Source organism: Roseibium sp. JB4-4 (assembly GCF_055693425.1).
Map to the genome: position 1 here is coordinate 5462868 of NZ_CM146333.1, position 13427 is coordinate 5476294.

The 13427-nt window shown below is 54.8% G+C and carries 11 protein-coding genes; 3 read left to right on the forward strand and 8 right to left on the reverse strand.

What is annotated here, in order from left to right:
• Nucleotides 1-7 precede the first annotated feature (7 nt).
• From ACZ1HV_RS25725 to ACZ1HV_RS25745, 5 genes are all read right to left on the reverse strand, one after another.
• A complete protein-coding gene (locus ACZ1HV_RS25725; RefSeq protein WP_472716721.1) occupies nucleotides 8-3121 on the reverse strand; it encodes an efflux RND transporter permease subunit in 3114 nt (1037 codons plus the stop codon).
• Nucleotides 3114-4235, reverse strand: a complete 1122-nt coding sequence (locus ACZ1HV_RS25730) for an efflux RND transporter periplasmic adaptor subunit (RefSeq protein ID WP_472716722.1) — start codon at nucleotides 4233-4235, stop codon at nucleotides 3114-3116. The genes ACZ1HV_RS25725 and ACZ1HV_RS25730 overlap by 8 nt, the downstream gene beginning before the upstream one ends.
• Before the next feature lie 169 nt (nucleotides 4236-4404).
• Nucleotides 4405-5034, reverse strand: a complete 630-nt coding sequence (locus ACZ1HV_RS25735; RefSeq protein WP_472716723.1) for a lysophospholipid acyltransferase family protein — start codon at nucleotides 5032-5034, stop codon at nucleotides 4405-4407.
• Between the two features lie 7 nt (nucleotides 5035-5041).
• Entirely contained in the window at nucleotides 5042-5968 is a 927-nt protein-coding gene (locus ACZ1HV_RS25740; RefSeq protein ID WP_298822447.1) for a phosphatidate cytidylyltransferase, read from the reverse strand.
• On the reverse strand, nucleotides 5965-6576 hold the full coding sequence (locus ACZ1HV_RS25745) for a CDP-alcohol phosphatidyltransferase family protein (RefSeq protein WP_472716724.1): 612 nt from the start codon (nucleotides 6574-6576) through the stop codon (nucleotides 5965-5967). The genes ACZ1HV_RS25740 and ACZ1HV_RS25745 overlap by 4 nt, the downstream gene beginning before the upstream one ends.
• A 669-nt stretch (nucleotides 6577-7245) precedes the next feature.
• Between ACZ1HV_RS25745 and ACZ1HV_RS25750 the strand changes: the two genes are divergently transcribed.
• Nucleotides 7246-9141, forward strand: coding sequence for a S8 family peptidase (locus ACZ1HV_RS25750; RefSeq protein WP_472716725.1), 1896 nt, complete (start codon nucleotides 7246-7248; stop codon nucleotides 9139-9141).
• 3 nt (nucleotides 9142-9144) lie between these two features.
• Here the strand turns inward: ACZ1HV_RS25750 and ACZ1HV_RS25755 are convergent, their stop codons facing one another.
• Nucleotides 9145-9843: a DUF1287 domain-containing protein gene (locus ACZ1HV_RS25755; RefSeq protein WP_298959844.1), complete on the reverse strand. Its 699-nt coding sequence runs from the start codon at nucleotides 9841-9843 to the stop codon at nucleotides 9145-9147.
• 194 nt (nucleotides 9844-10037) lie between these two features.
• Here ACZ1HV_RS25755 and ACZ1HV_RS25760 point away from each other — a divergent pair, with 194 nt between their 5' ends.
• On the forward strand, nucleotides 10038-10940 hold the full coding sequence (locus ACZ1HV_RS25760; RefSeq protein ID WP_298983921.1) for an NUDIX hydrolase: 903 nt from the start codon (nucleotides 10038-10040) through the stop codon (nucleotides 10938-10940).
• A gap of 51 nt (nucleotides 10941-10991) precedes the next feature.
• Here ACZ1HV_RS25760 and ACZ1HV_RS25765 read toward each other — a convergent pair whose 3' ends face one another.
• Entirely contained in the window at nucleotides 10992-11843 is an 852-nt protein-coding gene (locus ACZ1HV_RS25765) for a LysR family transcriptional regulator (protein ID WP_472716726.1), read from the reverse strand.
• Nucleotides 11844-11934: 91 nt separating this feature from the next.
• On the opposite strand from ACZ1HV_RS25765, the gene ACZ1HV_RS25770 reads away from it, so the two are divergent.
• Entirely contained in the window at nucleotides 11935-12309 is a 375-nt protein-coding gene (locus ACZ1HV_RS25770) for a tautomerase family protein (RefSeq protein WP_472716727.1), read from the forward strand.
• A 65-nt stretch (nucleotides 12310-12374) separates the two neighbouring features.
• On the opposite strand, the gene ACZ1HV_RS25775 is transcribed toward ACZ1HV_RS25770, so the two are convergent.
• Nucleotides 12375-13415, reverse strand: a complete 1041-nt coding sequence (locus ACZ1HV_RS25775; RefSeq protein ID WP_472716728.1) for a PLP-dependent cysteine synthase family protein — start codon at nucleotides 13413-13415, stop codon at nucleotides 12375-12377.
• Nucleotides 13416-13427: the final 12 nt, after the last annotated feature.

Here is a 13427-nt window from a genome sequence, read left to right on the forward strand (position 1 = left end):
AATCTCGTCAGGTCTCTTCTGCAAGTTCACGCTCCAACCGCGTTTCAGTTGCGCCCGGTGCATCGGTGAAACCTGCTATGATCCGATAGACTGCCGGTGTTAGAAACAGTGTGAAAATGGTCGCAAGACCAAGGCCTCCGACAACAACCCAGCCGACGGCTATTCTTGCTTCTGCTCCAGCGCCGGTTGCAAGCACAAGAGGTATGCTGCCTGCCACCGTTGAGGCCATGGTCATCAACACAGGCTGAAGGCGAATGCTCATGGCATTTCGGATTGCCTCGTCAACCGGTTGGCCCTTTTGCCTGAGCTGGTTGGCAAACTCGACGATCAGAATGCCATTCTTGGCCATGATGCCGACCAGAATAACCAGACCAATCTGGCTAAAATAATTCAGACTGCCTCCCGTAAAGAGAATAGCAAGCAGCGCCGTTCCAAGTCCGCAAGGGACCGTTATCAGGATGATCAGTGCGCTGCTGAAACTTTCAAACTGGGCGGACAAAACCAGAAATACGACCAGCAAAGCCGCAGCGAAAACCAGCAAAGTTGTTGCTTCACCGTCGTCCAGCGTGGCAGCTTCTCCCAAGAATATGAGGCGGCCTTCGGTCCCGAGAATGTCGGGAGCAATTTGCTTCAGCCGTTCGACAGCCGTGCCGAGGTCAACGTCCCTGCCGAGATTGGCCTGTGCGGAAACAGCACGTTCACGTTCCTCGCGGCTCAACGATGCAGAAGAGGCCGAGACCGAAAGGGTGGCAACGGTCGAAATAGGCAGGAATTGTCCATTGCTGGCGCGCAGAAAAGTGTTTTCCAGATCGCTCTGATCGTTGATCGGGCGACCACCGGCTTCCAGCTGAATGTCAATTCCTTCGTTGTCGAAGAAGACCTCGGCCACTTGATCGCCTTCAATGACCGTGTTCAGCGTTTCGACGACGTCGCGCGGTGCGATCCCCAGATTTGCCGCCTGGACCCTGTCAATCTCCAGGAGGAGCTGCGGCTGATTTACTTCGTTGACAAGTTGCGGGTTTGAGAAGGTTGGGTCCGATTGCATTTCTTCGATCAATGTCTCGGTCAGACCACCCAATACGTTGAAGTTTTTGCCTACGACGGCAAACTGGACACCACTGCCGGCGCCCCGGATGCCAAGGCTGTTCGGACTGCGTAGTGCAACAATCGCACCTGGAATCCGGCTCACCATGGGGCGAATTTCAGCCGCAATTTGCTGTTGGGTTCGACTGCGGTCCTCCCATTGTGCGAGACGAACGAAGACAAGTGCGAAATTTGTCGAACGCAATCCGATCAGAGATTGAACTGCCAAAGCTTCGCCGCTCTCGACATAGGGTTCCAATATCTTTTCGACCGTGGCCACCTGTTCGCTGGTGTACTCCAGGCTGGCGGAAGTCGGTGTGCGCAGCGATATCATAATCGTGCCGCGATCCTCGGAAGGGGTAATTTCCTGTGGCAACAGACCGTAGAGCGCAAGTGAGGAGGCGGCAAAGACAAGAGAGACAGCGAGTATCAGGAAACGCAACCTCAAGATCAGGGCAATCAGTCTCTCAAAACCTGACATGAAGAAAGAGGCATTTCCCTGAGAAACATCTGACTGATGCTTTTGGTTTCGCTCTTCTTTTCCTGGATCGAGAAAGGCGCATAGTGCTGGGCTTAGTGTGAGCGCCACAAAAGAGGAAAGCGCGACGGCGAAGGCCAGAACAAAGCCGAATTCGCCAAAGATGCCCCCCGCCTGACCTGGTAAAAATGATATCGGAATGAACACCGCTGCAAGCGTTGCTGTTGTTGAGATGACCGCAAAGAACACCTCACGGGTGCCGACGGCAGCCGCCGCAAAGGGGCCCAGGCCTTCCCTCCTTTTGCGAACGATATTTTCAAGAACGACAATAGCGTCATCGACGACCATGCCTGTCGCCAGCACGAGCGCCAGCAGCGTTATCGTGTTGACCGAAAAGCCGGCGGCCCAGATGGCCGAAACTGTCCCGATCAAAGCAATGGGAACCGCCACGGCAGGTACGACAACAGCACGCAACGACCGAAGAAACAGGAAAATAACCGCAACGACAATGACAATCGCGAGGGCAATACTTGAAACAACACCGAAGATCGACCGTTCGACGAAGACGCCATCGTCAGAGACAATGATGAGATTTGCCCCATCGGGCAAATCTTCCTGAAGCGTCGCAACGGCTTTTCTTGCGGCAGTCGATATCGTCAACGTGTTTGCGTGGGATTGTCGAACGACATTTATCCCGACACCCGGTTGCCCGTTGATGCGCGTCATGACGGTCGGGTCATCAGATGTCAGTTGCACAAAGGCGACGTCACCGACAACCGTTTCGCGGTTCAAGCGAATATTGGAAATGGCTTCTTCGGTTGTTGCTGAAGCAACGGAGCGAACGATCAGTGCCTGAGTACTCGTTTCCAGCGCGCCAAGAGGAATGTCGAGATTGGCGCTGGCAAGAGCCGACCTCATATCCGCCAACGAGATTCCACGGCTCGCCAGGGCAACCGGAGAAAAAGTCACCCGCATGATGCGGTCATAGTCGCCGGCTATCTGCACTTCTGCTACGCCGTCAATTGCCAAAAGCCGATCTGAGACGATGCCTTCGGCTAGCGACGCCAAGTCAGTCAGCGGCAACGAGCCGCTCAAAGCCAACCGAAGAATTGGGTCGGCATCCGCATCGCTCTTTTGAACAGTCGGTTCATCAAGATCGTCCGGCAGGTTTCGGAGAGCTCTTGAGACCAGGTCGCGAGCATCATTGGCGGCATCGGTAATATCGGTGCTGGTACTGAGTTCAAGCGTCAGTCTGGAACTTCCATAGCTTGATGTCGCCGATATGTTCACCAACCCCTCAAGGCGCGCCAAAGCGTCTTCCAGCACGCGTGTGACTTCGGCATCGACGGTCTCGGCCGCGGCCCCTGGATAGCTGGCACTTACGGAAATGACGGGTTGCGAGACATTCGGCAGTTCACGGATTTCGACACCGTTCAAGGCGGCAGCTCCTGCGATGATCACCAGGAGATTGACCACCAACGCTAAAACCGGCCGCCCGACAAATACCGCTGCGATGCCCAGTTTCTGCTGTCCTGATGCCCTAAGTGCATCGTTAGCCATCTGAAGGTTCCTGGGTCTTGGTCTCAATGTCCAATGCAAGTGTCGCACCCTGGCTGACCTTGAATGCACCGTCCTTGATAACAATGTCGCCGGCCGACAAATCCGCTTCCACCCAGACGTTGTCACCAAGCCGGTTGCGCAGGACGACAGCGACATTTTCTGGTGTGTTGTCCTGGTTCAATCGCCACACATAAGCACCATTCTGGTTCCAGAGAATCGAGACCGCTGGCACCATTGGCTGTGGTGTATCGGAACTGGCAAGGCTGACGCTGAATGTCATCCCGGGGAGTAGAAGATTTTCAGGATTTTGGACTTCTGCCCGCACACGTACAGTGCGAAACTCTTCATCGATTGAACTGTCAAACGCCACAATGGTTCCATTGAAAACACGGCCCTGCAGCGCCGGTGTCGTCAGGCGAACGGCTACTCCGGTCTGAATTTGCGATATAGATGTTTCCGGGACGGTAAATTCAACGAGCAGACTGCTTGAATCAACCAGAGTTACAATTTCCGCTCCCTGAGGCAGATAACTGCCAACTGTCAGATCGTTTAGGTTGATGCGGCCAGCGAATGGGGCCCTGATAATGCGTCGATCATATTCATATTGCGCTTCGGCGACCTGGGCCTGAGCGAGCGTAAGCGAGGCGCGAGCTTCATCCAACTGGGCCTGGGAAACAGCACTGCTGTTTTGAGAGGCTAAAGTCTCAAATCGAGCAAAGGAAGCATTCTGTTTTTCCAATTCCGCCGTGGCACTCCCGAGAAGAATTTCCTGAGTTTTGCGCTCAAGAGTGACAATCGGATCGCCGGTCTCCACATCAGTGTTCGGCTGAACGTGAATTTTCTCAACCGTTCCGGCAACGTCGGCAATAACGTGAATTGACCTGATTGCTTTGCCTGTCCCAATGGATTGAATTCGGGTGCGAGGTGGCGTCAGGCGAACTTCGGCGGTCGTTACAGATACGGCATTCGCCGGAAAGGCATCTTGGGTTGCTTCGGGGGCAATTGTGACCGTGGAAGGTGATGATGTTGTTTCAAAAGGATTGAATAAAGAAACAAAATACCCGAGCCCGAATGCAATACCCAATGCCAGGATCAAGCTTGTCCAATGGTTCATATGTGTCTTTCAGCCTGATCGCTATCAAGGAAGCATGATAGGAGCCAAACACAATTCTCGTTGGGACTGCAAGGATAACTTAGGCTGTCTAAGACTATCGAGGGCAAATAAGGTTCAGGTGTGTAGGTGAGCTCAAATATCTCTTTGACCCTTGAAAAAAGATAGTCGGTTACTCCCAGGGCGCGAAATTCTTTTCTGATGAAAGTTCGTTGAACCGGTCCTTCAGGGTCGTCATAAATTGAGTCCGGCCTCCGGTCCAAGTAATTGGTTCCCCGACGAAAATGTCACAGAAGAAGGGAACCAGAAGAAAGGACCCTTTCGGCAAAGCCTTGCCCAAGCCATGCGTGAAAACAGGAACGGTCGGCGCATCCGGAAAGCGTTCTGCCAGATAGGAGACGCCCTTTTTCAGATCCGTCATCAGTTCAGGTTCGCCGCGTGATCCCTCGGGAAAGAGCACGAGAACCTTGCCTTGTGAAAGTGCGTCGTAGCAGCCCTGTAGCGGATCGTTCGATTTGTTGGCACCGCCTCGCTCAACGGGAATGATGCCCAATATGTTTTTGGACAGCCAAGCCTTGAGGGGAGAGGAAAAGAAATAGTCTGCCGCTGCGACCGGTTTGATGTCCTGCAGCCTCGACAAGGGCATCAGTGCCATCAACACCATCGTATCCAGGTGGCTGTTGTGGTTAGCCACCACTATGGCCGGGCCGGTCGAGGGCAGCAGCTCTTTGCGCCGGACATTCAGTCCGAGAAGGAACAGCACGACAATCTTGATGACTATGTAAAAGGCTTTCTGGAGCATCATGGGCTCAATAATAGAAATAACGGGTGAAGTGGAAGAAGAGAGGGGCGGTGAATGTCAGGCTGTCAATGCGGTCGAGAATGCCTCCGTGGCCGGGGATCAGGCTGCCTGTGTCCTTGACCCCAAGATCCCGTTTCAAGGCGGATACCGTGACATCTCCGACAAACCCGGCAACGGGAATGAGAAGACCTGCGGCGGCTGCATGAAGCATGCCGAATGGCGTCACCAGGGGAGCCGTCAGCAATGCCAGAACGAACGTCGTTCCAACTCCTCCTAGAAATCCTTCCCATGTCTTGTTCGGGCTGACGCCCGGAATAATTTTGTGCCGACCGAAGAGTTTGCCCCAGGTGTATTGGGCTACGTCGTTAAACTGGGTCAAAAAGATCAGGAAGAGAAGCAGTCCGGCACCCCCGGACATGTTTTCGGGTGTTGGTGGCAGGATCAGAAGAAAGGCCGCGTGACTGATCGAGAAGACGCACAGCATCAAGCCCCAGTTCAGAGTTCCGACAGACTTCAGGAACCCGTCCGTCTGCTGTGACAGCAGGCTGGCAAACGGCAGAAACAGGAACATGTAAACCGGAATGAACACCGCAAACATGCCGTAATAGCTGTCATAGACCCAGAAATACTGGACGGGTATCGAGAGGTAAGCCCAGAAAAGGACGCGCCGGTCGGTGCGCCTTGTGGGGATCATTGAGAAGTATTCTTTCAGTGCCAGAAAGCTGATGAGTGCAAAAACAATAATTGAAATCGTTTTACTGACCAGGAAGGCAAGCGTGAAAATCGCCACCATGACCCACCAGCTCTGGGTCCGCTGAACAAGTTCGCTCATGTCCTTGTCTGAGCGCTTTGCGACAGCAAAGACAATGACGCTTGCCAGTGCGAGGATGCCCCAGATGCCAATGATAACCCAATGAATTGTATCAAGTGTCATGCGGAAGCCCGCTCCTTCAGTGCCGCTTTGGCGCGGTTCCAGATTGTCAACGCGGAGAGCAGGAGACCTGCTGCAAAAAGTACAAGGAACAGCGTGCTGGATTGAATGCCCAGCCCGATCAAAAATCCGCAAAAGCCGAAGAGCACTGCACGGTCGCTTTTGCCGAACGGGCCATCATATCGCCGGCTTGCGCCTATCTGCACACCTATGACACCTGTCATTTCACCAATGATGCCGAGCACCACCAGTCCGATAACAAGTTCGCCCGATACAAAGGCCAGCGCAGCAAACGGGAGGTACAGCGCAGCGTCGGCCAGAACGTCGCCCAGTTCGTTCAAGATCGCTCCAAGATCCGATTTCTGGTCGTGTTCACGGGCGAGCATGCCGTCAATGGCGTTTAGCCCCATGCGCAAAAACAGGATCAGGGGAAGAAGCAGGAAGGGTACTGCCGATCCTGGAAACAACCAGAGGGCCGCACCTTCAAGAACCGACAGGACCAGGGCAACAAGTGTCACCTGATTTGCAGTTACTCCGGCTTTTGCCAGTTTTTTGCATAGAGGGCGCAGAAGATCCTGGAAACGAGATTTCAGCTGATAAACGGTGGGCATTCTTAAAACCGATTGAATGTGTTTGTTTCATATAAGCATGGACGGCCAAATTGCACACAACGATTGGTAGGTGGCGACCCTTTCAAGGAAGAGACGTTCCATCAACAGCTTGCCATTTCGATCGCTCGGCGCTACTCTTGATTGGTAAATGTTAATACAACCCGTTATGCGCTTATTGGTGGTAATCCCGGATAGCGGGTCTTCAAAATTACCCGCTTTGATTTTTGCGGGTCAACATTGCTGAAATTCGTGGGCTGAAACTTGGTGGTCGTAACGGCTTGTTTTTGTTGCCGTTCAGCCATCGGATCGGGCAGAGGTTTTTACGGCCGCTGCCTTGATAGTTTGCGAAAGTTGTTGGTTTGACTGAAGTCGTTGTCCTGATATCCGCCTCGCTATTGACCGAGCTGAGAAGTGGCAAGCCACAAGCGGTTTCTGCCGTGGCACTTGTAGGTGCATGCAATCATCACGGCGCGATTTGCAATCATGACCTTGCGACCCCCAATCCGGGCTCGTCCGACAGCTTTTTTTAAGTTTTTTTCTGGACGAACAGGCCGGTGAATTCACAGAGAAGATCAAGGACCTCGACGGGGTTTTGTCCGTCTATGTCAAGGCGGGTTTAGAGCTTCCCTGAAGTCGGCCGGTTCGTCCCATATTGCCAGGGAGGATGTCATGGCCAGGAAGTCCAAGAAAATCACTGCAGGTCCGGCTCCAGAGGCGGAGCTGATTGCAATATCAAAGGCGGATGCCGGGCTGCGTACAAGTGGCCTGGAAATAATTTCGCTTGCAGGTGCCCCAACAACGAAGCTTGAAAAGACACTCAAGAAATACGGTGGCACCGCCGTGCCGCTTTTCGGTCCAACGGAGGAACGGGTTGCGGCATCTGTCGGAGCATTGTCGGAAGCTGCAATGGCTCCACTTGCCAGCCTGACGGAATTTTACCGATTGAAGGCTCCTGAATCTGATCTTGAAGACCTGCAAAAAGACCTTCTGGAAAACGATCTCTTCGAAGCTGTGTACCTGAAACCGGCTGTTGAACTTCCCGAAGAGGCCGTGGTTGAAGGCGTGAATGAGATGGTGGCCGCCCCAGATGTGCCGCCCCCCGCTTCACCGGACTATGTCGTCAGACAGATTTATCTTGACCCGGCTCCGGCCGGCATCAACGCGCGCTGGGCCTGGACTCAGGCCGGCGGGCGCGGCACGGGTGTCCACATCACCGATATTGAAGGCGGGTGGCGCTTTACTCACGAAGACCTCGTCGAGCGACAGGGCGGTGTTGTTGGCGGAACGGAATATAACGATGTCAGCTGGCGCAATCACGGCACAGCGGTTCTTGGCGAATATGGCGGCGACATCAATGGCTTCGGCGTCACCGGCATTTCACCGGAAGCCATCTGCACAGCTGTTTCCCATGGGTCGCTGGGATCGGCCGGTGCCATCAATCATGCCGCTGCGCGTTTGAGTGCTGGGGATGTGCTGCTTCTTGAAATGCACCGCCCCGGCCCGCGGCATAACTTCCGTCTGAGGCCTGATCAGAGAGGCTATATCGCCGTTGAATGGTGGCCGGATGATTTCGCCGCAATCCTGAATGCTTCGCGGCGGGGGATCATCGTAGTGGAGGCTGCGGGCAACGGCGCGGAAGATCTCGATGACGCTCTCTACGAAACGCCCGGCTTCGGGTTTCCGGCCAGCTGGAGCAATCCTTTCCGTCGGTCGAACCGGGATTCCGGCGCTATTGTTGTCGGGGCGGGTGCGCCCCCTCCTGGAACCCACGGACGCAACCACGGACCGGACAGGTCCCGTCTCGGGTTTTCCAACTATGGATCAATTGTCGATGCGCAAGGCTGGGGCCGCGAAGTGTCGACATGCGGTTATGGCGACCTTCAAGGTGGTGCCGATGAAGACCTTTGGTATACAGACCGCTTTTCGGGCACTTCAAGTGCATCACCGATTGTCACCGGTGCGATCGCCTGTCTTCAAGGCATGGCGCAGGCGCGTGGACGGCCCGTCTTCACACCGGTCGATCTGAGAGATGCGTTGCGGACGACAGGATCGCTGCAGCAAGATGCCCCCGGCAGGCCTGCGACCCAGCGTATCGGAAACCGTCCGGATTTGCCGGCACTTGCCGGTGCTCTCTTCGGCGGGAGTGGCGGCAATTTGCGCTCTGCTGCCTTCCGGCGAGTGATCGAACAATGGCGCCCGCTGGAAGTCCGCGCACTCATTGACATCAGCCCTCAACTCACAGCAGCACACACGACTACCGTGCTGCAGCAGGCACTGGTGTCGGCGCAGCCGGTGACGGCAGATGGTGATGGAATTCTGGGTAAAATGGCGATCATGTTTAGGGTTTCGGCTTTGGCCGGTCAGGCGATCGAGATTGCCGGTCCGGTCGGTGGTGGCCGTTTCCGATACTGGGGCAGCATCGCGGCCGACGGTCTTGGTCAACTCTATGTGGATGAGGGACATTCATCGACAGGGAGCGACAAGTACGATCTTGTGGCTGAGATCCAGGGCGTCAACACAAGGTTCGCCTTTGACGGGAACTTGCAGCGATACGTGGCTTTTTAGGCTTCAAGCAGGCTGGAAGCGGTAGCGGCCGGTGATCCGGTAAGAGAAAAGCCGGTCTTCCAGCTTGGTACCAGCACCGATGTTGTGAACAAGCATCGGACGCTGACCATCGGGCGATTTGCGGTGCGTGACAATGGCCATGTGCGGCAGATTGCCCGGCAGCAATTGCGATACGATATCGCCCGGAAGATAATCCCTCGGGTCGTCGCTTACTGGAAGCCCGGCGCCTTTCCGGGTGAAAAAGGTCTGCAAGTTGGGCACACGGCGGTGGTCGATGTTTTTGTCCGGCCGCTTCAGGCCCCAGTTCTTCGGATATGCATTGAAATCGTTCTTCATGTCAGCGTTGACTTCGCGTTGAAGATCAAAGCCGAAGGCATCGCGATAGGCGCGGACGATGACGTCCGTACACACACCGCGTTCCCGCGGAATGTCGCCGTTCGGGAACGTCAACCCGACATAACCGGGATCGTAGAGAACGGTAACGCCGATCTGGGCTTCGGCTGCGGTTATCAGAACTTCCGCCCAGGTATCGGGATTTTTCCAGATGATGTCCGTAGAGGATTGATCCCCGCCTAACGCGTCAAGATCTGGCAAACCTGACCGCCCGTCCGTGCTGAGCTTTTGTGCCGGAACGCGTGAGGCCGCTAACAGACCGCCACCTGCAAGCACCAATCCACCAATCAGAAAACTCCGCCGTCTCATGAATGCTCCCTCTTACCTCGTCTTTTTTCGGTAATCGCAGAGTGAGTCAGCAATGCGGCGAAGTCAGTTTATGCTTCGACCGCGGACAAACTATCTTTGGTAAATACTCACGAACGTGACGATAATGGTGCACCGTTGTCGGGTTGATACCCACGAGATCGGTTCTGCGCTGTGTTTTCTGACTGGAGACACCCATGGAAGTGCTGCTTCTTTGCGCTGGTTCGGGCCAGAAATTCTGGGAAGGTGAAAGCGCGAACCGGCCGCTGCGCACCAAAGGCAAACGACAGGCACAAAAAGCCGGAGCATGGATGGGGCGATGCGGTTTGGTTCCGAAAACCGTATACGCGGCTCCGTGTGAGCGTGCTTGGGTGAGCGCTCAAAAAGCATTGAAAGCAGGTGGTTGGACCAGCGAAAACATCGAAGTCTCCAGACACCTTGGCAATGGAGTACTGCCTCGGCTTAAAAGCCGCGGATTGTCGATGCTGGTTGCGAAAGCCTCGGTCATGCGTCAACTTATTTCAGACTTGCAGTTGGATATGGAGCCGGGTCTGGCTCCAGGGGTTCTTCTCCATCTTTGCTTGACTGAAGGAATGTGGCGGATGCTGTCACGGATTGACCCGCGAGACCTTCCCGAGGTTTTTCCGTTTCCAGGGCCGGATGGTCCCGAGCACCGGGAGCGGCCGTTTTACTACTACACCCAGTCTGCGGTTGTGCCCTATAGGAGGACACGAGACGGGGTTCAGGTTTTGATTGTCGGTTCCAGCGGTGGCCGTCATTGGGTGGTGCCGAAGGGAATTGTTGAACCTGGCCTTGATCCCGGCGCTTCTGCGGTGATCGAGGCGCGCGAGGAAGCAGGTGTTGAGGGAAAGATCAGCGACGAGCCGATAGGCTCCTACCGCTACGAAAAGTGGGGTGCGCTATGCCATGTTGATGTTTACGCCTTGGAGGTCGAAGCTCTGATCCCGGAGGCTGACTGGAAGGAAAACCATCGTCAGCGGCGATGGGTTACGCCACAGGAAGCCGCCAATCGCGTGGCGCAATCACCAGTCAGCGCCTTGATCCGCGCGTTCGCAGATGAGCATTCCGCAGACCTTTGAAGGCCGGTTGAATCTCAGAAATCAAACGCAAAACTCCGAAAGTTTTGGTTTTTAGATCGCGGCTTTGAAGGCTGAAGCCAGAGCGTTGAGAGCGCCAGAAAGGCGACCATCCTTGACGCGTGTATGCAGGATTACCGGCAAGGCCGGCAGCTCAGGCAGCCCAAGTCGAGGACCAACATCAACAGCACCGAGCGGGAGCATGCGCCGAGACAGCGCGGACACACCCATGCCGGCAACAACGGCGGCAGAAACTGCCGTCACTCCACCGCCGACGAAGACTTCCCTCCATTCATTTCCCGCGCCGTCGAGCAGTTCTCCCGCCAGGCTCCTGACACCGCAAGGTTCGGGCATTGTCGCAATCGGCAAAGGCTCCCCTTCGTTGTGCCGCCATTTTTGCGATGCGAACCAGGAGTATTTTTCATGAGCGATGGTCTGCCCGCCGTCTCTCCCTTTGTCGAACCGGACAATTGCGGCATCCAGAAGCCTGAGATCGTAATCTTTCAACAGATCCAGTGACGACCCTATTCGGATTTCGATGGTGAGTTGAGGATCTTGCGCATTCATGCGCGCAACCAGAGCCGGAAGGTCTGGTCCGGCAACATGATCGCTCAGACCGATTGCCAGTTTCTGTCGTGACCCGGCGACTGTCGTGAAAGCACGGTCATGGACCTCAAGCAGTTCTCGTGCATGCTCGAGAAACACTGCTCCGCGCGCGGTCAGTTCCACATGCCTTGGCGTTCGCTGGACGAGTTTGCAGTCCAGTCTTTCTTCAAGGCGCTTCAATTTCAGTGATATTGCCGACTGGGTCATTCGGGCCATCTCTGCGGCTCGGGTAAAACTGCCAAGCTCGGCGATACGAACGAAGGCACGTACACAATCAAGATCCAGCGCACGATCTATCATAAAGATTTTTTATCTCTGTAATCCAGTGTCATTTTGTTTTGAAATGATAATTTGAATAGGTCAATGAATGCAAGCGTCTCTGGAGGACCAAATGCCAATTGTTCATGTGTCAATGTGTGCCGGGCAATCGAAGACCTATCGCGAAGCTGTGCTGGATGGCGTGTACCTGGCCATGCGAGATGCCTTGCAGGTTCCTGATGATGATCGCTTCATGACCCTCACTGAACACGCGCCGGAAAACTTCCGTTACGGTTCTGCATTCGGGGTCGAGCGCAGCATAAACGTCCTTTACATCACGATCTCGGTTTTCAATACACGCACTGCCGAGCAGAAAGCGGCACTGTTTCTACGGATTGCGGAAGTGTTGTCTCAAAATCCGGGTGTCCGCCCAGAAGATCTGTTCGTGACTGTGCATGACCTGCCGAAGGAGAATTGGTCAGTCGGTCATGGTCGTCCGTTTGCCTGAGGTTTCAAGAGCAAATGAGGCGACGCGTTCCAGCCATGTTGGCAGTCGCGGGGCAGTCCATGCCCTTAACCCCAGGTCTGAAGTTCTGCCGAATAGTTGGACAGGTCGCCAAAGTGCTCCTTGACCCAGTTCGGATCATAGTAGGTATCAAGATACCGCTGACCGCTGTCACACATCAGCGTGACGATTGAACCATCTTCACCCTGGTCCAACATTTTTCGGGCGATCTGCAGAGAGCCCCAGAGATTGGTGCCTGTAGAAGCGCCCGCCTTCCGGCCGGTCAGCTTTTCGAGCCACAATATGGTCGCTACGCTGGCAGCGTCGGGAACCTTGATCATGTCATCGATCACATCGGGCAAAAATGAATGCTCGACCTTCGGGCGACCAATGCCCTCTATACGGCTGGATTTCTCTGAAGTGAGGGTGCGATCTCCAGTCTGGTAGGCATCATAGAAGACTGAATTTTCCGGATCGACAACCGTGAGCTTGGTGTCATAGCCTTTGTAGCGGATATATCTGCCAAGAGTTGCGGATGTTCCGCCTGTGCCGGCACTCATGACCAGTCTTTTCGGTGTCGAATGAGGTTCCCATTCCAGCTGCCGGAAGATGCTTTCGGCGATGTTGTTATTGCCGCGCCAGTCGGTTGCCCGTTCCGCATAAGTGAACTGGTCCATGAAATAGCCGTTAATGGAGGCTGCGAGATCCACTGCTGCACCGTGCATCTCCGGTGCCGATTCAACAAAATACGTTTCGCCGCCGTGAAGGCGGATCTGTTCGATTTTGCTGTGCGCGGTGCTTTTGGGCACCACAGCTATGAACCTGGCACCGATCATGTTTGCGAAATAGGCTTCCGACACAGCGGTGCTGCCCGAGGACGCTTCAATGACTGGTGTACCTTCCCTGATCTTGCCATTGCAAAGTGCATATAGAAAAAGAGATCTCGCAAGGCGATGTTTCAAGCTGCCGGTCGGGTGCGTGCTTTCGTCCTTCAGATAAATGTCGACACCCTTCAGGGAGGGCAGGGGCAGTTTGAACAGATGCGTATCGGCTGAACGATGTGCGTCCGCGTTGATCCTGGTGATCGCTTCTTTTACCCAAGTGCTCACAATCCGCCTTCC

Bases quoted from the DNA above. Each gene is read 5' to 3' on its own strand.
- ACZ1HV_RS25725 (WP_472716721.1), bottom strand. From the start codon at position 3,121: ATGGCTAACGATGCACTTAGGGCATCAGGACAGCAGAAACTGGGCATC.
- ACZ1HV_RS25730 (WP_472716722.1), bottom strand. From the start codon at position 4,235: ATGAACCATTGGACAAGCTTGATCCTGGCATTGGGTATTGCATTCGGG.
- ACZ1HV_RS25735 (WP_472716723.1), bottom strand. From the start codon at position 5,034: ATGCTCCAGAAAGCCTTTTACATAGTCATCAAGATTGTCGTGCTGTTC.
- ACZ1HV_RS25740 (WP_298822447.1), bottom strand. From the start codon at position 5,968: ATGACACTTGATACAATTCATTGGGTTATCATTGGCATCTGGGGCATC.
- ACZ1HV_RS25745 (WP_472716724.1), bottom strand. From the start codon at position 6,576: ATGCCCACCGTTTATCAGCTGAAATCTCGTTTCCAGGATCTTCTGCGC.
- ACZ1HV_RS25750 (WP_472716725.1), top strand. From the start codon at position 7,246: ATGGCCAGGAAGTCCAAGAAAATCACTGCAGGTCCGGCTCCAGAGGCG.
- ACZ1HV_RS25755 (WP_298959844.1), bottom strand. From the start codon at position 9,843: ATGAGACGGCGGAGTTTTCTGATTGGTGGATTGGTGCTTGCAGGTGGC.
- ACZ1HV_RS25760 (WP_298983921.1), top strand. From the start codon at position 10,038: ATGGAAGTGCTGCTTCTTTGCGCTGGTTCGGGCCAGAAATTCTGGGAA.
- ACZ1HV_RS25765 (WP_472716726.1), bottom strand. From the start codon at position 11,843: ATGATAGATCGTGCGCTGGATCTTGATTGTGTACGTGCCTTCGTTCGT.
- ACZ1HV_RS25770 (WP_472716727.1), top strand. From the start codon at position 11,935: ATGCCAATTGTTCATGTGTCAATGTGTGCCGGGCAATCGAAGACCTAT.